This window comes from Vibrio penaeicida, from assembly GCF_002933855.1.
GTDB classification, from domain to species: Bacteria; Pseudomonadota; Gammaproteobacteria; order Enterobacterales; family Vibrionaceae; genus Vibrio; species Vibrio penaeicida_A.
The window spans coordinates 101816-124324 of sequence record NZ_BFAQ01000009.1; the positions used below are offsets into that span (position 1 = coordinate 101816).

Annotated in this window: 20 protein-coding genes; 5 read left to right on the top strand and 15 right to left on the bottom strand. The window is 44.0% G+C overall.

The genetic code is table 11. From position 1 onward, the window contains the following. The first annotated feature begins 67 nt into the window (after window positions 1-67). Window positions 68-1384, top strand: a complete 1317-nt coding sequence (locus VPNCDNU1_RS03200; RefSeq protein WP_104399027.1) for a hypothetical protein — start codon at window positions 68-70, stop codon at window positions 1382-1384. 18 nt (window positions 1385-1402) lie between these two features. Here the strand turns inward: VPNCDNU1_RS03200 and VPNCDNU1_RS03205 are convergent, their stop codons facing one another. Then, the gene (locus tag VPNCDNU1_RS03205) at window positions 1403-2653 is read right to left on the bottom strand and encodes an MFS transporter (protein WP_104399028.1); all 1251 of its coding nucleotides are present in this window, start codon (window positions 2651-2653) and stop codon (window positions 1403-1405) included. 261 nt (window positions 2654-2914) lie between these two features. Here VPNCDNU1_RS03205 and VPNCDNU1_RS03210 point away from each other — a divergent pair, with 261 nt between their 5' ends. Further along, window positions 2915-3862 (top strand): cupin-like domain-containing protein, encoded by a 948-nt coding sequence (locus VPNCDNU1_RS03210; protein ID WP_104399029.1) that lies wholly within the window; start codon window positions 2915-2917, stop codon window positions 3860-3862. An 18-nt stretch (window positions 3863-3880) separates the two neighbouring features. Here VPNCDNU1_RS03210 and VPNCDNU1_RS03215 read toward each other — a convergent pair whose 3' ends face one another. The 4 genes from VPNCDNU1_RS03215 to hrpA all read right to left on the bottom strand — a co-directional run bounded on the left by VPNCDNU1_RS03215 (window position 3881) and on the right by hrpA (window position 10750). Beyond that, a complete protein-coding gene (locus VPNCDNU1_RS03215) occupies window positions 3881-5131 on the bottom strand; it encodes an MFS transporter (RefSeq protein WP_104399030.1) in 1251 nt (416 codons plus the stop codon). A gap of 240 nt (window positions 5132-5371) precedes the next feature. Continuing rightward, window positions 5372-5851 (bottom strand): outer membrane beta-barrel protein, encoded by a 480-nt coding sequence (locus VPNCDNU1_RS03220; RefSeq protein WP_104399031.1) that lies wholly within the window; start codon window positions 5849-5851, stop codon window positions 5372-5374. Window positions 5852-6196: 345 nt separating this feature from the next. After that, a complete protein-coding gene (locus VPNCDNU1_RS03225) occupies window positions 6197-6652 on the bottom strand; it encodes a porin family protein (protein WP_104399032.1) in 456 nt (151 codons plus the stop codon). Between the two features lie 180 nt (window positions 6653-6832). Further along, entirely contained in the window at window positions 6833-10750 is a 3918-nt protein-coding gene (hrpA, locus tag VPNCDNU1_RS03230; protein ID WP_104399033.1) for an ATP-dependent RNA helicase HrpA, read from the bottom strand. A 181-nt stretch (window positions 10751-10931) separates the two neighbouring features. Here hrpA and VPNCDNU1_RS03235 point away from each other — a divergent pair, with 181 nt between their 5' ends. Continuing rightward, window positions 10932-11435 (top strand): YgjV family protein, encoded by a 504-nt coding sequence (locus VPNCDNU1_RS03235; protein ID WP_104399034.1) that lies wholly within the window; start codon window positions 10932-10934, stop codon window positions 11433-11435. Here the strand turns inward: VPNCDNU1_RS03235 and VPNCDNU1_RS03240 are convergent, their stop codons facing one another. After that, window positions 11436-11903: a hypothetical protein gene (locus VPNCDNU1_RS03240; RefSeq protein WP_237324077.1), complete on the bottom strand. Its 468-nt coding sequence runs from the start codon at window positions 11901-11903 to the stop codon at window positions 11436-11438. 241 nt (window positions 11904-12144) lie between these two features. Between VPNCDNU1_RS03240 and VPNCDNU1_RS03245 the strand changes: the two genes are divergently transcribed. After that, the gene (locus VPNCDNU1_RS03245; RefSeq protein ID WP_104399035.1) at window positions 12145-12729 is read left to right on the top strand and encodes an NAD(P)H-dependent oxidoreductase; all 585 of its coding nucleotides are present in this window, start codon (window positions 12145-12147) and stop codon (window positions 12727-12729) included. A 194-nt stretch (window positions 12730-12923) separates the two neighbouring features. Next, window positions 12924-13940, top strand: coding sequence for a serine hydrolase domain-containing protein (locus VPNCDNU1_RS03250; RefSeq protein WP_167404710.1), 1017 nt, complete (start codon window positions 12924-12926; stop codon window positions 13938-13940). Between the two features lie 79 nt (window positions 13941-14019). Here the strand turns inward: VPNCDNU1_RS03250 and araD are convergent, their stop codons facing one another. The 9 genes from araD to VPNCDNU1_RS03295 all read right to left on the bottom strand — a co-directional run bounded on the left by araD (window position 14020) and on the right by VPNCDNU1_RS03295 (window position 22488). Then, window positions 14020-14724 (bottom strand): L-ribulose-5-phosphate 4-epimerase, encoded by a 705-nt coding sequence (araD, locus tag VPNCDNU1_RS03255; RefSeq protein WP_104399037.1) that lies wholly within the window; start codon window positions 14722-14724, stop codon window positions 14020-14022. Further along, a complete protein-coding gene (locus VPNCDNU1_RS03260; protein ID WP_104399038.1) occupies window positions 14717-15595 on the bottom strand; it encodes an L-ribulose-5-phosphate 3-epimerase in 879 nt (292 codons plus the stop codon). Before VPNCDNU1_RS03260 ends, araD begins: the two co-directional genes overlap by 8 nt. A 1-nt stretch (window position 15596) precedes the next feature. Continuing rightward, window positions 15597-16247 carry a 3-dehydro-L-gulonate-6-phosphate decarboxylase gene (locus VPNCDNU1_RS03265; protein ID WP_104399039.1) on the bottom strand — a complete coding sequence of 217 codons (651 nt, stop codon included), beginning with the start codon at window positions 16245-16247 and terminating at the stop codon, window positions 15597-15599. Further along, window positions 16244-17878, bottom strand: a complete 1635-nt coding sequence (locus tag VPNCDNU1_RS03270) for an FGGY-family carbohydrate kinase (RefSeq protein ID WP_104399040.1) — start codon at window positions 17876-17878, stop codon at window positions 16244-16246. The genes VPNCDNU1_RS03265 and VPNCDNU1_RS03270 overlap by 4 nt, the downstream gene beginning before the upstream one ends. Beyond that, on the bottom strand, window positions 17875-18054 hold the full coding sequence (locus VPNCDNU1_RS03275) for a hypothetical protein (RefSeq protein WP_104399041.1): 180 nt from the start codon (window positions 18052-18054) through the stop codon (window positions 17875-17877). Before VPNCDNU1_RS03275 ends, VPNCDNU1_RS03270 begins: the two co-directional genes overlap by 4 nt. A gap of 50 nt (window positions 18055-18104) precedes the next feature. Further along, window positions 18105-19235 (bottom strand): lactonase family protein, encoded by a 1131-nt coding sequence (locus VPNCDNU1_RS03280; protein WP_104399042.1) that lies wholly within the window; start codon window positions 19233-19235, stop codon window positions 18105-18107. Between the two features lie 36 nt (window positions 19236-19271). After that, a complete protein-coding gene (locus VPNCDNU1_RS03285) occupies window positions 19272-20144 on the bottom strand; it encodes a carbohydrate ABC transporter permease (protein ID WP_104399043.1) in 873 nt (290 codons plus the stop codon). Then, a complete protein-coding gene (locus tag VPNCDNU1_RS03290) occupies window positions 20141-21061 on the bottom strand; it encodes a carbohydrate ABC transporter permease (protein WP_104399044.1) in 921 nt (306 codons plus the stop codon). Before VPNCDNU1_RS03290 ends, VPNCDNU1_RS03285 begins: the two co-directional genes overlap by 4 nt. 80 nt (window positions 21062-21141) lie before the next feature. Further along, window positions 21142-22488 carry an extracellular solute-binding protein gene (locus tag VPNCDNU1_RS03295; RefSeq protein ID WP_104399045.1) on the bottom strand — a complete coding sequence of 449 codons (1347 nt, stop codon included), beginning with the start codon at window positions 22486-22488 and terminating at the stop codon, window positions 21142-21144. Between the last annotated feature and the right edge of the window lie 21 nt (window positions 22489-22509).

Sequence of the window (22509 nt, forward strand, 5' to 3'; positions counted from 1 at the left end):
TGTCTTACATCACCTGATTCATTTCAATATAAAACAATAAGTTAAGTGAATATCTCGGAGTAACAATATGCAATCAAGCACATTCTGGTTTGACTATTTTGAAGAGAATCCTTTGGCAGATGACTTGGCGGATGACATCAGACATAACGGGGCAAGCAGCCGATTTTCTCGTCCTGATTGGCATTTGCTGATGACACCTATCGTATATCCCAACGATGTGATTAAAAAACAGACAAATATGCTAAGCCAATTGTTCGGCATTATAGAGAGCCTTCCTAAGATTGCTTTTGACGGAAATGTGCGAGATTTTTTAGCCGCTGCAGGGTTTCGTGACGAAACAGTCATTTCCTTAGCAGAGCGGTTATCCTCTAGAACTGGTTTGATTCCTTGTCGATGGGATATTTTAGACAATGGAACCGATTGGAAAGTCATGGAAGTGAACGTAGGCGGAGCCATCGGTGGTTTTGCTTACGATGGCATTCAAACGCTATACGATGAGGCATTAGCTCAAGAAAAACAGGACACACCTTCAGTGGTTATTGAAGAGTATTGGCGATCGCCCTACTCCCACATTACACCCAAAATTGAAGACAAACTGGCAGATCTCGAAAAGCCACTGCTGATAGTTGTCGACGACGCGCTTCAGTTTCAAGAAAGCCCTCTAGTGGCAAACAGTGCGTCTGGAGCATTAAGTACACGGCTCAACCAAGACATCATCGCCATTCCCCATACAAAACTTAGTGATGTCATCGATTCACATGATGGCTGCGTATTGGTTTTCGAAGTGTTTACGTTAAGTGATATTGCACGTTCATCCGACGACAGCTATGCGCCGTATTTGGACGGATTAGATAGTGGGAAAGTTCATTCCGTTATTCACCCTTTAAGCGAAGTCTTCATGAGTAAAGCCATTCTAGGGTTACTTAGGGAAGAGCGTGTTCAGACAAAGCTCACTAAGGATCAAAACAACACAGTTGAAACCTTGATCCCCAATACGTTTATTGTATCTGAGGAAAATCTCAACCACCTTCTCGACTTGAACCAGAATGACTGGGTAATTAAAGACGCCATTGGCTACGGTGGACACGGCGTCTTTTGCGGTTGGGAGTGTAATCCTGAAGAGTGGGTCGCATTGCTAAATAAAGCGACGCTGGCAGAATCACCGACAGCCATTATGCAGCAAAGAATACAAGGCAAGCGCGAAGCTGCCATTTCGATGACCCCCAAAGGTGTTTTTGTTGAGTCGGACGAAGCCTCGGTGTTAGGCGTATTTATGTTAGGGGAAGAATTTGGCGGGGGTTGTGTACGCCAATCTCTTTCTGGAAAAGGCGTAGTATGTACGGCCAATCAAGCCGCGCTCGGTGTTATGAGAGTTCAGAAATGATGCTGGTTGGCTACGTCCTTACGTTGCCGCGTTTGCTGGCTCAGAAGCTTGGTTAAGCATAGGGCTTTTGTAAAAGAACAATGCCCCGATGGCAAGCACAATGCAAATAAGCCATATATTCACTAATCCGATGTAAGCCGCACCAAAACCACACATAAGCGATCCAATTACCCCTCCGATTCTCATCACCAAAGAATTGAGCGAGTCTACCGTCGAGCGCACACTGTCATCTGTGGAGTGATGCAACAGCTGGTTGTACGCAGACTTGCCGAGATGATTGGTAAAGTCGTAACAGATAAAAAGGAGCACAAACATCACAACGTTGCCAGACAACGCAAAAATAGTGGCAGCGATAAGGCGAATAGCGACACTGACCATAAGCACCTTACCCATTTGCTGATCAAACTTATCGCATAACCAATTCGTCATTACAGCCGCTAGACTTCCTAAGTAAAAAGTAACGGCATACGTTAATCCATAAACCCATTCTAATGGTTGCCCATCTGACAATTCTTCAAACCTAACTGGCCAAAACTTCTCGATGGCACTGGCGATGGGAATGGTAAGAAACATCGCGAACAATATTCGCCAAAGCACTGGGTGTTTCGCCGCATCAATCCCACTTTTCATTTGAGTCGGCACACTTGTAAGCAATGCAAATGAAAAAGGCTTAAACTCTCGCTGCTCTTTAATCCAAAGCAATGCGATAACGAACACCAATGCTAAACAGACCAATCCAGCCCACAAAGACACATCGTAAAGTTGCCGCGCCTCATAACCGAATTCAACGCCACCGTACATAATGCCAGCACCAATTAAAGCGCCAGTGGCTGCAAAAAAGCTGCTTCTAGCACTCACTCTCGCAAAACCCGCTTGCAAGGTAATATCCCCTTCACTTTCGTTAAAGGATTCAACAAACCAGGCTGTAAGTGTGCCAGAGCTAATGGCGATACTGGCTCCCCACAAAAACATCGAAACAACACCACCAATAAAGCTTGGGATAAACAGCAGCACAAGATAAGACAGTATGCTAAACAGAATCGAGATCAGGAATACTTTCTTACGCCCAACTTGATCGGCCAAACCGCCCGTTGGCAATTCAAGCACCATGACTGTAATCCCCATGGTCGCCATGATCATTCCGATTTGAGGGATACTCATCCCAAACCCCAAAAGCAGCGGTGTCATTATTGGAATCACTAAAAACTGGGAGATAAAAAATAGCCCCATAAAGAGACCATATCGATGACTAAGCTGAATTCGATTCATCCACGTATCCGTAAATTATTGGCATTTTCCGCTCACTTTGCCCTATTGGGAATTGGAGAAAAGTGGCATTTAAAGTTTTGATGATGAAGGTAATTACGATTAAAGATACAAAGTAACACCACTAGAGAATAACGCTTTGATCACAGTTAAAACAACATCAATTATCATTTCATTAAAAAAGGTATAACATTTCCGGCGATTAAAATTGAACCGTTTTCGGTCAAATGAGACGAATTCCTCACCTTATTGGAGCCAGTATTTATGGATACAGCAGAGAAAATAGCGGAAGAACACGTTTTCAAACACGTTCCAGGTATGGACTCGGCTCAGAATATTGAAACGGTTTATGCAGACAGTCTGACTCCTAAAGCGTTTTACTCTCAATACGTTGCCCAAAACAGACCTTGTCTAATTAAGGGAGCGATAAAGCATTGGCCGGCGATGGAGAAATGGCGCAGCCCCGAGTACTTACTTGAAAAATGTCGTGATGTCCCTACTCCTCACTACCCTCATATGAACTACGAAAGCCCAGAGCGAATGGGAGAAGGGCGAGAAGTAAAGCCTTTCCATGAAGTGCTAGAAATGCTGCAATCAAGTGATACAGGGATTCTGAGTGCTCCCTCGGTCGTATTGAGCGAAAAACCCTTTGATGTATTGTCTACCGACACCGATGGCTACCCTTTTCTACCCAACCCAAAGCCTCCCATTGCTTACCCAAAATCGAGAGCATTCATGTATAAGGGGGCAGGAACGGGCTGGCATTTTCATGTAACGGATGAAACCCTCATGAGCCAAGTAGTTGGTTCTAAGAAAGTCGGCTTACTACCGCCAGATAAACTCACCGATGATCTTGTGTTTGATGCATTTAAAGCCGATGCCTACCTTGAAAATGGTACCTGTTTTGATGCCAGCCGAGCTTCTCAATTGAAACCGTATACCGCAATAGTAGAGCCTGGTGATGCTATGTATATTCCACCCTTTTGGTGGCATGGTGTTGAACCAACTGACGGTAATTTTGGCATTACCGTCGCTCAATGTTGGCGCTCACCCCTGCATGTGATGGGCGATCTGTCTTACCCGACGGTGAGAAAAATATGGAAGAAGGGTTACAGCGAATTAGGAAAAGTGACCTTTCTTATTACGGGGTTAGGCATCGCCAGCTTGTTTGCCCAAGCATGGCGATTCATAAGTAAACCTTTTCGAACTTAGAAATTTGGTTCTGTTGATTTACGCAGTGACAGGTTCTTCAATCTTAGGTTGGTTAAGCACCCTACTTTTGTAGATCAACAGCGCACCTGCTGAAATAACGACACAAGCAAGCCACACGTTTGTTAAACCAATATGTTCTGATGCAAAGCCACAAAGCAAAGACCCAACAACGCCACCAAATCTCGTTGTCAGTGAAGAGACCGAATCGATAGTAGATCGGATTTCGTCGTCGGCTGATTGATGCAATAACTCGCTGTATGCAGAACCACCCAGTTGATGAAATAACTCGTAGCACATGAGAAAAGCGATAAACAAGTAGAGGTTCCCGCTTAAAGCAAACGCCGATGCAGCGATCATCCTTAGCAAAACACTCACAAATAGTACTTTACCCAATTGATGGCTAAGTTTCTCCGACAACCAATTAGTCATCATCGCGGCCAAGCTTCCTAAGCATAATATAGCGGTATAGGTTAAGCCATACGCCCACTCTAATGGGTTGTTACCGGACAGCGCTTCAAATTGAATCGGCCAGAATTTCTCGATTCCACTCGCAACAGGAACTGTAAGAAAGAGTGCCAATAGAATGCGCCACAGTACTGGGTGCTTTACGGCTTTCACACCACTGGTAATCTGGTTAGGTAACTGGGCAAAAACTTTCACAGAAAGAGAATCGAAGTTTCGATCTTCTTTAATCCAAAATTGAGTAATCACGATGACGGCAAAAATAATGACCATTGCCAGCATGATCAAAAAGTTGTAAAGCGTGATAGCACTGTATCCGAGCTTCTCACCAATGAACATAACTGCCGAACCCGATAACGCTCCTAATGCACCAAGTAAGCTCGAATGGAAACTCACACGCGCAAAACCCTTTTGCAGGGTCATCTTCCCTTCAGCTTTGTTAAATTGTTCAACAAACCAGGCATTTAAAGTGCCTGAATTAAGTGCAATGCTCGTTCCCCAGAGAAACATGCCTATCACTCCGCCAATAAAACCCTGAAACATAAGCAAACATAGATAAGCAAGAACACAAAACCACATCGAAAACGTGAACACTTTACGTCGTCCAATTTGATCGGCTAAGCCACCTGTCGGTAATTCAAGCAGAATAACGGTCATGCCCATAGTCGCCATGATAATACCGATTTCCGGTAGACTCATGCCAAAAGCCATTAATAAAGGAGTGAGTATCGGGATAAAAAGAAACAGTGAAAACAGGAAAAGCCCGGTAAACAACCCCATAAAGTGGCTTAGTTGCGATTTATTCATTGAGATTCCATTCTGAGAGAGGAAGACATCCACAAATCTCCCTCTGAACGGGGTAATTTATGAGATAGAACACATAACAGTGAGGCAATTTTATACCCCCACCTATTAATATCCAACTGATTTTATAAAGAACTTTCTTATTTGATTTAGTACGTATACTCAAGTGGTCTATAGATAAAGGTTCCAGAAAAAACAAAAGCCCCCTGATCTCTCAGAGAGCTTCAAATATCACCGATTGACTTACAAGAAGTGAATCGTAGCGTTCAGTGTAAATGAACCGATTGAATCAATGTTGTTCTCATCGAATTTGAACTGTTGGTAAGAACCACCTACAGACAGCATATCCATAACAAAGTACTCAACACCAACGCCGTACATCAACTTTGTGCCGTCGCCAGCTTTAGTGCCGTTGTTGTCCAGTTTGAAGTTGTGTATGCCGCCTTTCGCGTAAACATGCAAAGGACCAAAATCGATGCTTGGTTTTAGGGCAGCGTACACAGAACTTGCTTCTGTGCCACCATCAAATTTACCGTGATTCCAAAAACCAGCTTCTACGCCAATTATTGGAAGAATACCTGTGCCCACATGGGCGCTCATCGCTGTTGCTGCGTTGCCATTGAGATCAGATTGACCAGCGTTAATGCCACCGTACAACCATGAATCCGCGTTTGCAGTCGTTGCTGCGCCCATCAGTGCTAAAGCTAAAAGTGTTTTTTTCATTTCGTACAACTTTACTTAAGATCGTGCAAGCCTTCCCGCTACACACGTTTCTGATTACAACCATGATTCATCATGAACCACAAAACATACCCAAAAAACCTATAAAAAGTCGTTTGGGTATCGTTCTTCGTTAAGAAGATACTCAATAGTAGCTGAGGCGAGCTTATTCTAAGATTAACAACGGGATTTCGCCATACTAAGGTGTAAAACTTTTTAAATTTTTACTACGTTTTATACACATAAATGGCTTCAAGAGTGTTTCTATTGAAGGCTAAATAAAAATGCCAACCTAAGGCTGGCATTTTACATAATTACGTTACTTCTCTATTGCAACCTAAGCTTCTTTTACAAGAAGTGGAACGTTGCTGTAACAGTAAACGAAGTAATATCGTTAAAGTTGTCGCCGCGGTTGAATGATTGCCACGAACCACCAAGAGACAAATTGTCGATGAGGAAGTATTCTGCCCCCACGCCGTACATCAGCCCAGTGCCATCTCCGCCATTATCGCGATCCCATGAATGCAGGCCACCCTTGGCGTAAACATGAAGAGGACCAAAATCGATACTTGGTTTTGCTGCAACAAATAGTGAGCGAGTATCGTTTCCGTGGCTCCAGTATCCGCCTTCCAGACCTAAAATCGGCAATATGCCGGTACCCACGTGGAAACCATATGCCGTTTCTTTGTCGGTGCCGCTACCGAAGTCAGACTGACCGAAATTACCACCAGCATAGAAAAAAGAATCTGCGCTGGCTGTTGCCGCAATGCTCGCTAAACCTAGAGCCAACAATGTTTTTTTCATTTCCATTCCCTCAAATACATGATCAGAGAATAACGATTTATCCCCGGTGAATTGACGCAACACATTAAAACAACAGTCGTATTTACGTCAGCTTAATCATTGTCTTGCAAATAATAGACCAGAATTAGAATTTCTGATCAAAATCATACGCTACAGTCAAATATTGCTCTCACCATTAGATCAACATTCTGAAATCGCGTTTTTCACTCGCTTGTCTGATACAGGGTATGGCGTACCAAGTTGCTGCGCAAAGAAGCTCACTCGCAACTCTTCAATCATCCAGCGGACTTCTTTTACGTTGTCTGGAACTGCAACCCCCTTAGGAATCTTGTTCAGCAGTTCTTTGTAGTCGTTCGTCACCGACTCAATCTTCAACATATGCAGTCGATCCTTATTCGGATCTATCGGCAACTTCTCCATTCTGCGCTCTATCGCTTTCATGTAACGCAAAATATCGGGGAGCTTTTTCCAGCCACACTCGGTTGCAAAGCCTTTAAATATCAAACCTTCTACTTGAGCTTTAATATCTGAAAGCGCAAAAGCCATCGTAAAATCAATTTTGCCTTTTAGCTTTTTGTTGATATTGAACGCCGTCGTCAGGATCGTTTCCACTTGCTGCGCAATATCCACCACGGTATCGTCTAGTTCTGCTCTTACATGCTCTTTAAGCGCATCAAACTTATCGGACTCCCAAACCAGGCCGCCCTGCTCTTCAATCAGCTTATCAACACCACAAGCAATGCAGTCATCAATCAGGTCTAACACCTTGCCGTATGGGTTGAAGTACAGACCAAGCTTTGACTTGTTAGGTAAATTGCTGTGTAAGTATTTAATCGGTGAAGGCACGTTGAGCAAGACCAAACGGCGCTGACCAGCACGCATTGCCGAGATTTGTTCTTGCTCGGTTTCAAACAGTTTGATTTCAACGCTGTCTTTTGAATCCACAATAGCGGGGAATGCTTTCACATCGTAACCACCTCGCTTCTGCTGGTAGACTTTTGGCAACTCACCAAAGCTCCATGTACGCAGACCTTGTTGCTCAATATCGTCATCAGCAACTTTGGACAGGGTTTCCTGAACTTTGTCCTTCAAGCTTTCTTTCAGCTCGTGAAGATCGCGGTTCTCCTTTAACTTGCGATTTCGATGGTCAACCGCTCGGAATGTCACTTTTAAGTGATCTGGCACCTGCTCCAAGTTCCAATCATCGCGTAACACCTCAACGCCCGTCATCCGTCGCAGCTCTTTTTCTAACGAATCGAGCAATGGCGCTTCCATTGCTGCGGCACGCGCTAAGAATGCATCGGCGTAGTTAGGAGCGGGGACGAAGTTTTTACGCAACGTTTTCGGCAACGCTTTAATTAAGCTAACAATCAATTCGTGTCTTAAACCAGGGATCTGCCAATCAAAGCCTGCTGGCTCAATTTGGTTCAGAATCGGCAGTGGAACATGAACGGTTACCCCATCGCTGTCTTCGCCCGGTTCAAACTGGTAGCTCAACTTAAGCTTTAGCCCATTTTGGTGCCAGAAATTTGGGTAATCCAAATCGGTGATATGGCTTGCATCGCCTTTGAACAGCATCTCTTTTTCAAAGTTAAGCAGTTCTTTATTTTCAGCCGACGCTTTTTTCCACCACGTATCGAAATGACGCCCCGACACAACCTCGGTTCCAACGCGCTGATCGTAAAAATCAAACAGCTCATCGTCATCAACCAATATGTCTCGGCGGCGCGATTTGTGTTCCAGTTCTTCTACTTCTTGTAGCAGTTTTCGGTTTTGCTTGAAGAACGCGTGTTTCGTTTCCCACTCACCTTCTACTAGTGCGCTTCGAATAAAGATCTCGCGGCTAATCACGCTGTCTATATTGCTGTAGTTCACCAAACGTTTTGGCACGATAGGCACGCCGTAAAGCATGACTTTTTCATGAGCCATTACTGCAGCACGTTTCTTCGACCAATGCGGTTCACTATAGCTGCGCTTGATCAGGTGTTTGGCTAATGGTTCAATCCATTCGGGCTGAATCTTGGCGATAATGCGCCCCCAGAGCTTAGATGTTTCCACCAGCTCCGCCGACATGATCCACTTAGGCTGTTTTTTAAACAAACCCGATGCTGGGAAAATGTGGAATCGGGCATTACGCGCGCCTTGGTATTCGCTTTTTTCCTGATCTTTAACGCCAATATGAGAAAGCAAACCCACTAAAATAGCGCTGTGAACCGATTGGTAATTTCCAGGTTCGTCATTCAGTTTGAAATCCATTTCGCGCATGGCTTGATGGATTTGGAAGTACACATCTTGCCACTCACGCACTCGTAAATAGTTCAGGAAGTCTTGCTTACACTGTTTACGGAATTGATTGCCAGTTAAAGCCTTCTGCTGCTTTTGGATGTAATCCCAAAGATTCACAAACGTCAGAAAATCCGACTCTTCATGAAAGAAGCGACGATGTTTGTCATCAGACGACTGCTGTTTTTCCGACGGGCGTTCACGCGGGTCTTGAATCGATAAAGCAGAAGCAATAACCATCACTTCTTTCAAACAGCCATACTTAGGTGCTTCTAGGACCATTCGAGCCAAACGTGGATCGATAGGCAACCGAGCAAGTTGACGACCAGACGCCGTTAAGCGCTTCTTGGGATCGTTAGCTTTGTCGTTTATCGCACCCAGTTCTTCAAGCAACCTTACACCGTCTTGAATGTTGCGTTTGTCTGGTGCTTCGACGAACGGGAATGCTTGAATATCACCTAACCCCAGCGCTGTCATTTGAAGGATAACAGACGCTAGATTCGTTCTTAGGATTTCCGGATCGGTAAATTCAGGACGAGATTCAAAATCCTCCTCCGAATACAGGCGAATACAGATACCTTCTTCAACACGACCACATCGACCTTTACGCTGGTTTGCACTTGCTTGCGAAACCGGTTCGATAGGAAGCCTCTGTACCTTAGTTCGGTAACTGTATCGGCTAATACGCGCGGTGCCCGGGTCGATTACGTATTTAATACCCGGCACGGTTAATGATGTTTCTGCAACGTTGGTTGCTAGCACAATTCTGCGACCAGCATGAGGTTGAAATATCTTGTTCTGCTCACCTGCCGACAATCGCGCATACAAAGGAACAATTTCTGTATCGCGTAAATTACGCTTGCCTAACGCATCAGCCGTATCGCGAATTTCGCGCTCGCCGTTCATGAAGATCAGGATATCGCCCAACCCCTCATCACATAGCTCGTCTACGGCTTCAAATATGCCTTCAAGTTGGTCGCGATCGTTTTCATCATCGCCTGAAAGTGGACGATAACGCGTGTCTACCGGATACGTTCGTCCAGATACCTCGACAATAGGCGCACCACTGAAGTGGTTAGAAAAGCGTTCAGGGTCGATGGTCGCTGACGTGATAATCACTTTCAGATCAGGGCGACGCGGGAGCAATTCCTTAAGATAACCCAAGATAAAATCGATATTCAGGCTTCGCTCGTGCGCTTCATCGATAATGATGGTGTCATATTGATTCAAGAATCGGTCATGCTGAATCTCTGCCAGCAAGATACCGTCTGTCATCAATTTAACTTGAGTATTATCGGAGATTTGATCGTTAAATCGAACCTTATACCCGACAAATTCTCCCAGCTTGGTTTCCATTTCTTCCGCGATTCGGTTTGCTACTGAGCGCGCAGCTAATCGCCTTGGCTGAGTGTGACCAATCAAACCGTATTTGCCACGACCAAGCTCTGCACAAATCTTAGGAAGCTGAGTGGTTTTGCCCGATCCCGTTTCACCCGCCACGATCACCACTTGGTTTTCTGCAATCGCTTTTGCAATCACGTCTTTCTTTTGGCTGACGGGCAGGATTTCTGGGTATTCGATTGTCGGTTGTTGCGAACATCTTTGCTGAACCGTCATCATGGACTTCGCAATATTAAGTGCGATGTCGTCTAACGCGGCGTTTCGTGATTCTTCTTTTTTGATTTTGCTGGCACCCTGAATTCGTCGGCTAAAACGAAAACGGTCTTTAATCATGCATTCTTTTAATGCAGCTCTTAACTTAGATGGGCTGTTAGACGCATGATTTGCGGCAGCATTTTGCTGTGACGAGGTCAAAGCGATACCTTCTTTATTTATTGTCTTTCAAAACTGGCGCGATTGTATCACATGAGCAAGACAATGCTCCAAATCCAAAAGCACGACAGAAATAACTGCGTAACAATCTAAGAAATATGCGATTGACCAATCAATCATTAAGCTGATAGTTTTGCTAACAAATTACGCAAAAGGACTGCTCATGTCTGCTTTCATGTTGTCTCAGGTATTGGTGGGTTTTGCCATTGTTTTTGACCTGATGTCATTTCAATTCAAAGAGCGAAAAAAAATTGTTGGCTGTCTGTTCTGCGCTGGTGTCTTGATTTCTAGCCATTTCATATTGCTAGAACAGTGGACTGCCGCAAGCTTGATGCTTATTGCCACCATTCGGTATCTCAGCAGTATTTTCTCTACGTCTTCAAAATTGATGATCTTTTTCTGCGGCACATCTGCTATTGCTACTGTCGTTACCTTCTCTGGAATAACAAGTATTCTCAGCTGTTTAGGGTCTATGTTTCAAACCGTTGCTGCATTCAATAAAGACGACAAAAAGCTAAGAGAATTGATGCTCATTGGTACCAGTTTTTGGCTGATACATAATTACGTTGTTGGTTCTCCTACCGCTGTTTTGATGGAGGTGCTTTTTATCAGCAGTAACCTTATTGGGTATTATCGTCATTACTACAAAAACTGCGCCACTACGTAACTAATACCTTGGAATCGGTAACAAATCGGGTTCAACAAATTCCGCCCTTGCACGAGCAGAAAATAGGGTCTCTTTTTTGTAATGCGTCATCATAATTTCGGTGTCTAGAAGCGCCGGATTACGCTCGATAAACTCATCCGCCGTCGTGCATTTTTCCGTTTTATTCATGAAGTGATTGACTGCTAAAAGCCACGCTTTGGTTAACGTCTCGTGATATTTCCCTGATGGTTCAATGCCGTTGTATTTCAATAAGCTGTTCAATGTTTCTCGTACTTTGATTACCGCTTCTTCTAAGCTGTACTGTGCTAAATATAGATACGCCAACCTAATATGCGATTTGTGGTCAAATTCCGAAATAGGAAATAAACACTGCTCTACACGTTCGCAAAACATCCTGTCTTCGTTGGAAACACCCAGTCTATACACCATTTCTTCTTGAGTTGTTTGCTTAGTTGTACCCTGATTCATTGTTAACCCCTTATTCAAACTCCAATAATTTGACCGTATTAAGCCGTCGGAAAGTAAGGATGAACCCTAACCCTGTAGTCGGGTCAAATGCGATTTGAACAATGAAACATCTCGCGCCAAACTCCTTCAAAAAAATTGAACGACTTCATCGTTAATGCAGGATTATCTTAGCCTTAGCAATCTCCTAAAGTGTGCTTATTCCAGTTACCTAAAACGAAAATAGATAAACAAAGGACATAAAATGGCTCAAGTACTGATTCTTAAATCAAGCATTCTAGGCGCTCACTCTCAATCAAATGCGCTGATTGACGTTATCGCAAAAAACGCAACTGAAACAAATGTGGTTATTCGCGACTTGGCGGAAAACCCGTTACCCATTCTCGATCACAATGTATTAGCGGCGTTTGGTGGAGGCGAAGACTTAACGGAAGAACAACAAAACATCTTGTCGACCTCGAACCAGTTAATTGAAGAGATTAAACAAGCAGACAAATTGATCATCGCTGCGCCAATGTACAACTTTACTGTACCTACTCAGCTTAAAAACTGGATTGACCTGATTGCTCGTGCTGGTGTGACGTTCCAATACTCTGAAAATGGACCTGAAGGTTTGCTGACCAATGTGAAAGAAACCACTGTTATCACGACTCGCGGCGGTGTTCACAAAGATACAGAAAACGACATCGTCACCAGCTACCTAAAAACCACGCTCGGATTTGTAGGCATCCATAACGTGAACTTTGTTTATGCCGAAGCGCTAAGCATGGGTGAAGAACTCGCTAGCAAAGAGTTAACTAACGCGAAAGAGCAACTTCCAACATTGTAATCCCCTATCTCCACCGACATTAGTTCCATTAATAAACCTTGTCTTTGCCCACTTTCAAGTGGGCTTTTTTTATCGTTCTTAACCCACAATTAAGCCATCCCAAAGTAACTTCACTTTCAGATACTACAAAATGTATTTTTCACCCGAGTCGCTACCTCTGTTCTTTTCTCGTTTCACTGCTTAGGGTCATGGATATGAGCTTCACCAAACAAGACATAGAAACCATAGAGAGCACTCTCTTCCCATTTAACGACAACAACGAATTGGCGGTCGCGAAAATAGCGCACGGTCACGTCGATTTTTATGGTGCTAAGAAGCAAAATGGTTCGGTAGTGCCCGCAATTAATCAAAATTCCGTCTTCGAAATAGGCTCTATCTCCAAGGTTCTTACCAGTTATCTACTATGTGACATGGCGTTAAAAAGTGACATTCAGATTGATGACGCAATAAATACGATTGTTCCTGTCCCATTTAAAAATGATACGGTTATTACCTATAAAGCGCTCGCTTCCCACACATCTGGATTACCAAGGTTACCGCCCGGCTTGCTTTGGAGCGCTCTGTTTAAAAATCGTCAAGATCCGTACAAAGAGTATCAAGAACCTCAACTGCTGAATTACCTTGAGCATAAGCTTAAACTCAGAACAAAGAGTAAGCCCCTCTACTCAAACCTTGGAGCCGGTCTTTTGGGGTACGCCTTATCTCGCGTCGCAAAAACCTCTTATGAAGAGCTGCTTCAAAGAACGTTGTTTGAACCGCTTAAAATGACGCGTTCTAGCACTGATTTGGTTGCTTTGAAATCGTGGCTGGTTCAAGGGTTAGATGGGAAGGGGCGACCGGTTTCAAACTGGGATCTTGGCATTCTTTCTGGCGCTGGTGCGGTTCTTTCCACTGTCGAAGACCTCTCGACTTTTGTGCTTTCTTGTTTTGATCCAAACAACGCGGTTTTTCAGTTACAAAAACAACCTGTTTTTAAACACGCTCACATGACCCATGCACTAGGGTGGATTGTATTGAATTTGCAAGGTAAAGGAGAACACTTCTATTTCCATAATGGAGGAACAGGCGGATACAGCTCGTGCATGTTACTGGATACTCAAAATAACGTGGGTTTTGTAGCGCTTTCTAACATTACAGGAATGTCGAAATTTAAGGAGCCTGCTATGGATAAGCTGGTTTTTGATTTAATGGAAGACGCAATCTCTCAGTAGCAACTTAATAAAAAGGTAAGGGAAAACAAGTTCGCCTTACCTTTTTGCCTAAGCCAAAGTAATGTTACAACACTAGTCTTCACTTCGTGGATTGACCATAGTAGGCATTTTTTCCGTGTTTTCTTAAATAGTGTTTGTCTAAAAGTGGCTTTTGCATCGAACTGAGTTGCGGCGTTAGCTGACGAGAAAATAACCCCATGTATGCGACTTCTTCTAACACAACCGCATTATGAACGGCACTGTTTGCGTCTTTTCCCCAAACGAAAGGCGCATGAGCATTCACCAATACCGCTGGCATTTGGTTCGGGTTAAGTTGACGGTTTTTAAACGTTTCAATGATGACCTCCCCTGTCTCCCACTCATAATCACGCTTTATTTCTTCTTCAGACATCTTACGTGTGCAAGGGATTGAACCATAAAAATAATCTGCATGAGTCGTGCCCCAAGCCGGAATATCAAGACCGGCTTGAGACCAAATGGTGGCATGACGCGAATGAGTATGTACGACTCCACCGATATCAGAAAAAGCGCGGTACAAGCACAGATGTGTGGGTGTATCCGATGATGGATTCTTGTCGCCTTCAACCACGGCTCCCGTTTCCAAATCGACGATCACCATGTCATTGGCTTTCATCACGTTATACTCAACCCCTGAAGGTTTAATCGCGATCACACTAAGCTGACGATCAACGGCACTCACGTTTCCCCACGTAAACGTCACGAGTCCGTGTTTCGGGAGTGCCAGATTAGCTTCAAGGACTTCCTCTTTTAATGCTTTATACATTCCATCCTCCTTGCACCATTTTGTCTTCTATCCAGCGCCGAGCACTGATTAACTCGCTCACTGGCTCATCGGCTTTTTCTGTCCACATTTCGATCAAAAAGCTGCCTCGATAATTCAAGCGTTTTAGCGTCTTGAATACTTCAACAAAATCAACGCAACCCTCTCCAAAAGGAATGTCCCTAAATTGACCCACGCATGTATCGGTCACTGCAAGCGTATCTTTAAGATGTAACGCGGCTATCTGATTCATACCCAATTCCAGTTCCGCATTCACATCATTTCCCCAAGCCGAGAGATTTCCAACGTCGGGATAAACTGTGAACCATGGTGAGTCGATTTTCTCTTGCCACGCTTTCCACTTAGTGATTGAACTCATGAATGGGGTATCCATAATTTCAACCGACAGCATCACTTGGGATTTTGCAGCCAAATCGACCGCCCACTTTAGCCCTTCCTCAAAATGAGCGAGTGTGCTCTCATCTTGTGTTTCATAGTAAACGTCGTAACCCGCTAGCTGTATGGTTCTTATTCCCAAATCTTGGGCAAGCACAATGGCTTTTTCCATAATGGAGTAAGCTTGCTGGCGAACGTCTGAATCGTGGCTTCCGAAGGGAAAGCGGCGGTGCCCTGATAAGCACATAGACGGAATACGAATACCGCTTTCAATTATCGCGCTCGCCAGCGCTTTACGTTCTTGCTTTGTCCAGTCTAGGCGTGCGAGCCTTTCGTCCGTTTCATCAACCGACATTTCAACAAAATCAAAACCACAGGATTTTGCTAAAGCCAACCGTTCTGGCCAAGTCAATTGCGCTGGCAAAGCTTTTTCGTATATGCCGATTGGGTGGGTGCGTGAGGAGTCAACGTATGTCATGCTATTTTCTCCAGAGTGAATTCAATGTTTCTTTGAATGAAATGGCGGCCTTTTGCGGATCAGGAGCAGACAACAGTGCTCGACCAGCAATGAAAGTATCAATGGGTAGATGTTGGAATATGGGTAATAGCTCTGGAGTAATCCCTCCGGTCACTGACATGTTAAACCCCATATCACACATACGTTGCAACCAATCTAAATCCTCTTGGTGCCAAGTTTGCCCCTTTGCTTGAGCATCTCTTCCACGGTGATAAATCGCCTGGGTAATACCCAGTTTTCGCCATTCATGAGCTTGCTCAAAGGTCCACTCTCCAAACAATTCAATTTGGATGTCTCCGCCATACTCTTTTGCAACTTCTAATGCGCTTTCCATCGTGGCTAAAGGCGCTGCGCATATTACCGTCAGTAACGTTCCGCCCGACTTAAACGCCATCTCGCCTAAATCTCGTCCTGCATCGGCAAGCTTCATATCAACAACCAATGGTTTGTCCGGATGTTGCGATCGCAGCGAACGGACAACGGACATCCCTTCGGCAAAACAAATTAGGGTTCCTGCCTCTAGCACATCTACCACGGGTGCCAACGTTTTGGCTGCACTCAACGCTTCGGCTTCGGTTGTCACATCGAGTGCGACTTGTAATTTAGGGATCACGACAACTCTCCTTGGTTGGGTTTGTCTGATGAAATATTGATTGAAGTAACCTGACTCGAAGACACTTGGTTCGATGAAACTAGGCACGATGACTCTTGACGCGAAGAAACTGGGCTCGAAGAAACCTGCGCCGAAGAAATATGGCTTAGGTCATTCTCTAGCTGCGCTAGCGATTTGACATAAACTCGATACTTTTTCTTTTTTACTTGATAACTCTCAAAGGCTTCTTCGTCAGGCAAAACCGTTTCTTCTTCAATGTTCATAGCATCCATAGCGTCACTGGTCGAAGAATAAGTTTGGCTTCCGACCATTGCGACGATGGCCGCACCTAAACATCCGGTTTCTTCAATCTTTGGCAGTAATACAGGCAAGCCGCTCGCGTCTGCCAGAATCTGCATCCACTCTTTAGAACGAGCAGGTCCGCCACACACGACAAGATGTTTAAGATCAGGGTACAGAAGCCTGACATGGTCAAGATGCGACAGGTGGCTGAACACAACGCCTTCGTAAATGGCTTGGTATAAATGGGGTTTGGTATGGAGTGATTGAATGCCATAAAAACCACTTTTAACCCCCAATCCCGCGTTTGAACCATAGATAAAGGGCGCGAATAAAAGCTCAGAGCTCAACTTAGGTAATTCACTGATAGCGTGATTTATTTCTCCAAAATTTTCATCTGCGAACATTTCGGTAAACCATTCTAAATTACCTGCCGACGTTGGGCTGGCATCGTGAGTAATGTATTGATCTCTTTGAGCATGATGTCCGATCACATGCGGTTTTTGATTGGCTTCGCGAACATCAAACAGGCTATCGGTTACACCCGTTGTTACCGACCACGTCCCCATTGTTAGGTTTAAAGCGCTGTTATCCCTAACGCCGGAACAAATGGTGGTGGCAACAACATCAAACACACCACCCACAATTGGCGTGCCTTCTTTAAGCCCTGTCATGATGGATGCTGATTTCGTGACGGTTCCCGCTACATCCGTTGCACCGATGATAGGTGGTAACGCCTCCATAATTTCTGGAATACCTAGAATATCCGCCAATCCAGCATCGTAATCTTGAGTATCAAAATTGTATAAGTTGGATTCAGAAATATTGGTGATCTCGCAATGCTTTTCTCCCGTAAGGCACCATCTTATGTAATCGTGACTCATGAATACGGTGCCGATCTGGTTGTATTGTTTTGGGCGTTGCTCTTTTAGCCAGCGAGCAATAGACACAGGATGCCCAGTCCACAGGGTTTGTCTTGTTCTCGGGTGGATAGATTGGGGTACCCCTTCGCTCTGCCACCTTTTCACGACGTCTATCGACCGCTGGTCGGCCGATAAAATCGCACGCTCCATTGGCCTATCATTTTTGTCCAGTAAAAATAGCCCTTTCCCTTGAGCCGAGATACCAACGCTTTGAATGAGGTCCGAGTTTATCTGAGTGTCGGCAAGCACCTTTTTGATCACAGAACAGGTCGAAGCCCATAGCTGCGAAGTACTTCTTTCAACCCAACCGGATTGATCAGAAATAAGCTCAAGGGATTCACGTGCGACACCCATTTCTTTCCCACTTTTATCGTAGATACCCGCTTTAAGGTACGTACCGCCGCAATCCACACCTAACCAATAGCTCATGACACACCATCCGATTCTTTTGCAACCAATAAGTTCGAAGGCAACAAGAATGTTGGCAACGGTAAGTGTGTTTCTAAAGCGAAACCTGGCTCTAAAACTGTATTTGGCTCTAAAGCTGAACTGACTTCTAAAGCTAATTGTGGATCTAAAACTGAGGGTTTAAGTTCGGTATACATAATTGTCTCTATATCTTAGCGACGATTCTTGGCTATATTCGATGTTTGAATTACAGCGCCAAGAAGCGAATATAATTGGGAGCCGGTACCTCGATGACTTCATCTGTCTTCTTGATAAGACCAGTTTCGATATCTCTCGAAAAAACAATCACATTCCCTGAATCTTGGTTTGAAATAATCGCAGCGTGCCCACAAGGAGAAATGGCAAAGTGCCGCGGGAACTTTCCGTACGTCGAAGTGATATCGACCCGCTCTAGCTTTCCATCTTCTTGAACTTTAAACACAGCAATGGAGTTATCGCCTCGGTTTGATACGTAAAGAAATTGAGCATCTGGCGACAATTTAATCTCTGATACGTAACTAATTTGATCGTGATTATCCAGAGTCGATTCGTACTGAATTGGTATAAGGCGCGGTTTGATTTCCGATGGTTCTGACTTGTCTAACTCAGCAACACATACGGTGTTAAACAGCTCATTTGAAACGTAGCAAATATCCAAAGTTGGGTGCATAGCCATGTGTCGAGGCCCCGAACCCGGCTCGAATTCTATCCACGTTTCGCGAGTTAGCTGGCGGCTTTCTGCATCCCAGCGGTATTGAAATACTGCATTCTCACCAAGATCAGGAATGAAAATCCAGTCATGCCAAAAATGCGCGCAGTGTGCATGAGGTCCCACCTGACGATTACCCCAATGGTCTTCACGGTTTTCCACTTGTCGCCACTCGGTTTCAGGGCGATAAAACTGTTTAAAGGTTTGAATAACCTCACCTAACTGCCCATTTTCATCTACGTCGACAACATCAATAATGGCATCCCAATAGTTGATGACAATAGCGGCATCTTTATTTGGAGAGAAAGACAAGTAGCACGTCGACTTTCCATTTGCTTCGAAGTTAGAGAGCTCCTTTAGAGAACCATCTTCTTGAACTTCATATTGAACGATTGTGCCGTTTTCACGGATTGTTTCTAAAATAGCGTACAGGTATTTTTTGTCTGTTCCTGGGATAAGAACCGCTGGGTTTAACGACTCAACTGAGCCATTAACGACAAGTTTTCCTTGCTTGGTCAACGTCGCACAATACATTCCTTCACCCGGTTTTGGTGAGTAAGGCTGATGGGCTAGCGCGTCAATATCACTGTATGTTCCAATAACCAGCTGATAATCTTTCTCTAAATTCATATTAATACCTAAATAACCTATTGAAATAAATGTAAATTAACCTTTAACTGCGCCAGCAGTCATACCTGTAATAATTTGCTTGGATGCAACAAAGGTGAAAATGATTGGTGGTACGGCAAGCAACATTCCTGTCGCCATGATCACACCCCAGTCGATATCGTATTCCGTTAACGAATTGACAATGGTCACGGGCACAGTGCGGGTATCCCGTTGTAATAAAGCGTTGGCCAACAAGAACTCATTCCATGCAATTCGAAACGTAAAGATGGCTGCTGCTGCTAGACCCGGCTTGATAATGGGCAAAACAACCAAAAAGAATATTTGCAGCGGTTTTGCCCCATCCACTTTGGCAGCTTCCTCAAGAGGTAAAGGCACCTGCACAATAAAACTCTGAAGAATCCAAATCACGAACGGTAAGTTCATCGCAACATAGAGCAGTATGATTCCGGTAAATGTACCGTCTAACCCATAATCAAACGTCCAGATCCCGAATACAGGAACCAATAGAACAGCGGGTGGAACCATACGCATCATGAGTGTTGTTAAAGAAACCACACCACGTCCCATGAATCTAAAACGAACCAACGCATATGCAGCCATACAACCGATGGTGAGCGTAATCACTGTAGAAACTAGCGCGATGAAAATAGAATTTCCGAGTGAACGTGTGAACGTTGGGCTACAAAAATCAACGTGGTCCGGCGTATACCAAAGCACATCACACAGTACCGTTTCATAATTTTTCAGTGTGGGCGTGAAAAACAACCCACTGCTGTCGTTCATGATGTCGACATTCAATTTGAACGATGTCATCACCATCAGCATGATTGGGCCAAGTGACATCACTATCAAAGCAACTAACAAGGCATAAAATGCTGGGTTTTGCTTACTTTCGTTTAGTTTGCTCATTGTTCTTCATCCTTATTCGCAAACGCCTGCTTCTCGATTCTTTTTTCGTTAACTTTGTTGTAGATAAACATGGCCAGCGTTAGGAAAAGGAGCACAGCCAACAGAAGGTTCGACATTGCTGCCGCTACACCTAGCTCCCTAAACTCAGACGCCGTTCGAGAGATTCTTAGTGCGAGAATTTCGGTGGATAAACCAGGACCACCATTTGTCATGACTAATACAACTTCGAGGACTTTAAATGCGTCTATCAACCTAAGCAGTAAAGTCACAATGAGTACCGGCAGCATTAGAGGTATCTTGATGTATAGAATTTGCTGCCATTGCGTTGCTCCATCAATTTTGGATGCTTCTAATGTCGACTTCGGCAGTGATTGCAAAGCAGCAAGGGACAAAATAAAAATAAAAGGAGTCCACTGCCAAATATCGGCGATTACAATTGAATAAAGTGCCCAACTCGAATCAGATAACCAAGGGACAGATTCAAAACCAAGTGCATTTAATGTTCTGTTAAATATCCCTATCGTTGGGTGATACATATAACGCCACATTAATCCAACGACAATAGGTGCGATCATCATTGGTAATATAAAAATTGTTCTTAATAGAGACATTCCGCGAATATTTCTATCTAACAATAATGCAAGACCAACACCAATAAACATTTCTAAAACGACGACAATAAAAGCAAATTTTAAAGTTACGCCGAGAGATTCACGAAAAGAGTCATCTTGGAATAAATTGATATAATTTTTAAACCCAACCCAATCCGCCTCGCCAATTAATTGACTGGGGTTCCATTCTAAAAAACTCGCGTACATCATATATATTATTGGGTAAAGAAGCCCAAACAATAGAACTATACCCGCAGGAGCCAAGAATAAATAAGGGGTCATGCGATTTAGATTAATAGCTTTCATTTAAAACACACCAAGGTTGCACAGATTTAGGTGCATCTCGCCTTTGAGTTATTTCGACGAGATGCAACCCTATTCACTATTTATTTCTCATTCCAAGAATAATAGTTGGCATCAGCCATTATTTTTTCCGCTCGTTCAGCAACGCCATCTAACGCTTTTTGAATATCCAGATCTTCAGTAAGTACTTTCGATAAAGCTGTACCTAAGTCTGAGTTAATTTTCCCCCACACTGGAATAATTGGACGCCAGTCCGGATCGGCATTTTTAAGTGCTTCACCAAATGTAGCCATGTGAGGGAATTTCTTGTTCACTTCCGCATCAAAGTGGGTTGAGTAACGAGAAGGGTTCCCGCCCGCTAAAGCAATCAGCTTGTCGACTTTCTTGGAAGTCAGCCACTGCATCAATAAGAAAGCCGCTTCCTTATTTTGTGCGTTTTTAGGGATACCAATACCAAAACCGCCGGTTTGAGATCCTTTGCGAACGCCCATAGGGTGTGGTGCCCAGCCAATCTTTCCTACCACCTTCGACTTCGTCGGGTCATTCACTTGGCCAGCGAATACCGTAGAGTCAAGAAACATAGCAGAATGACCTTGTAAGAATGATGTTCCCGCTTCAGCAAAACCAAATGTTTTAGAGCCTTCTGCGCCACATTCAACAATTGTTTTCAGCGCTTGCGCTGCTTCAACGCCTTGCGCGTTGTTTACAATTGGCTTCCACTGGTCATCAAAGATACGACCACCAAGCGGTGCTAGGTGCAAAAGAAACGCATGCGATGCATGGTGACCAGAAGCAGCGCGAGACGCTAAACCACCCATTCCAGGTTCTAATTTTGGAATTTCACACGCCAAAGACAGCAACTCTTTATAGTTTTGAGGCACCTTAAGGTTGTGTTTTTCAAAGATGTCTTTTCGGTAACCCAAAATTGAGGTTTCAGCACCAAACGGTAAACCAAACAGTGAACCAGTTGGTCCTTTTAGATAGCCTTTCTTGCCCCCTGCTACACCAATATTAGATACATAACCATCAACCAAATCTTCTGCGTCAAAGTTAGGGTCAGCAAGTGATGGATTCATGAAATATCTTGCTAAATTTTCAAGTTGATCAGCATAAACATAGTCCGCTTTTGAAAAAACAACGTACGCGATAAGATCGTAGTCGCCTTTTCTTTTTGTTAATTCCAGCGTTTGCTTTTCACGCATACGAAGATATTGAAGTTGGTCTACTTCAACTTTTATACCCGTTTCTTTCGTGAATTCAGGTAATACCTTCATTACCGCATTGTAATGTGGGTGTGCTGGAAAATTCACAACCAACGTCGTATCTTTATATTCGTCGTATGGACTCGCATAAGAGAATGTTGTGATTGTACTAACGGCTATTGCTGTCAGCGTTTTTTTGCCAAAAATCCTTTTTAGATACGTAATCATTTTGCCTCCTAAGAGCAAGAG

What these genes read in the sequence shown, in the direction of transcription:
- VPNCDNU1_RS03240 (WP_237324077.1), bottom strand. Translation starts at nt 11,903, where the DNA reads ATGAATCAGGGTACAACTAAGCAAACAACTCAAGAAGAAATGGTGTAT.
- VPNCDNU1_RS03295 (WP_104399045.1), bottom strand. Translation starts at nt 22,488, where the DNA reads ATGATTACGTATCTAAAAAGGATTTTTGGCAAAAAAACGCTGACAGCA.
- VPNCDNU1_RS03210 (WP_104399029.1), top strand. Translation starts at nt 2,915, where the DNA reads ATGGATACAGCAGAGAAAATAGCGGAAGAACACGTTTTCAAACACGTT.
- VPNCDNU1_RS03280 (WP_104399042.1), bottom strand. Translation starts at nt 19,235, where the DNA reads ATGAATTTAGAGAAAGATTATCAGCTGGTTATTGGAACATACAGTGAT.
- VPNCDNU1_RS03285 (WP_104399043.1), bottom strand. Translation starts at nt 20,144, where the DNA reads ATGAGCAAACTAAACGAAAGTAAGCAAAACCCAGCATTTTATGCCTTG.
- VPNCDNU1_RS03225 (WP_104399032.1), bottom strand. Translation starts at nt 6,652, where the DNA reads ATGAAAAAAACATTGTTGGCTCTAGGTTTAGCGAGCATTGCGGCAACA.
- araD (WP_104399037.1), bottom strand. Translation starts at nt 14,724, where the DNA reads ATGTATAAAGCATTAAAAGAGGAAGTCCTTGAAGCTAATCTGGCACTC.
- VPNCDNU1_RS03220 (WP_104399031.1), bottom strand. Translation starts at nt 5,851, where the DNA reads ATGAAAAAAACACTTTTAGCTTTAGCACTGATGGGCGCAGCAACGACT.
- VPNCDNU1_RS03275 (WP_104399041.1), bottom strand. Translation starts at nt 18,054, where the DNA reads ATGTATACCGAACTTAAACCCTCAGTTTTAGATCCACAATTAGCTTTA.
- VPNCDNU1_RS03260 (WP_104399038.1), bottom strand. Translation starts at nt 15,595, where the DNA reads ATGACATACGTTGACTCCTCACGCACCCACCCAATCGGCATATACGAA.
- VPNCDNU1_RS03270 (WP_104399040.1), bottom strand. Translation starts at nt 17,878, where the DNA reads ATGAGCTATTGGTTAGGTGTGGATTGCGGCGGTACGTACCTTAAAGCG.
- VPNCDNU1_RS03235 (WP_104399034.1), top strand. Translation starts at nt 10,932, where the DNA reads ATGTCTGCTTTCATGTTGTCTCAGGTATTGGTGGGTTTTGCCATTGTT.
- VPNCDNU1_RS03205 (WP_104399028.1), bottom strand. Translation starts at nt 2,653, where the DNA reads ATGAATCGAATTCAGCTTAGTCATCGATATGGTCTCTTTATGGGGCTA.
- VPNCDNU1_RS03245 (WP_104399035.1), top strand. Translation starts at nt 12,145, where the DNA reads ATGGCTCAAGTACTGATTCTTAAATCAAGCATTCTAGGCGCTCACTCT.
- VPNCDNU1_RS03215 (WP_104399030.1), bottom strand. Translation starts at nt 5,131, where the DNA reads ATGAATAAATCGCAACTAAGCCACTTTATGGGGTTGTTTACCGGGCTT.
- VPNCDNU1_RS03290 (WP_104399044.1), bottom strand. Translation starts at nt 21,061, where the DNA reads ATGAAAGCTATTAATCTAAATCGCATGACCCCTTATTTATTCTTGGCT.
- VPNCDNU1_RS03200 (WP_104399027.1), top strand. Translation starts at nt 68, where the DNA reads ATGCAATCAAGCACATTCTGGTTTGACTATTTTGAAGAGAATCCTTTG.
- VPNCDNU1_RS03250 (WP_167404710.1), top strand. Translation starts at nt 12,924, where the DNA reads ATGAGCTTCACCAAACAAGACATAGAAACCATAGAGAGCACTCTCTTC.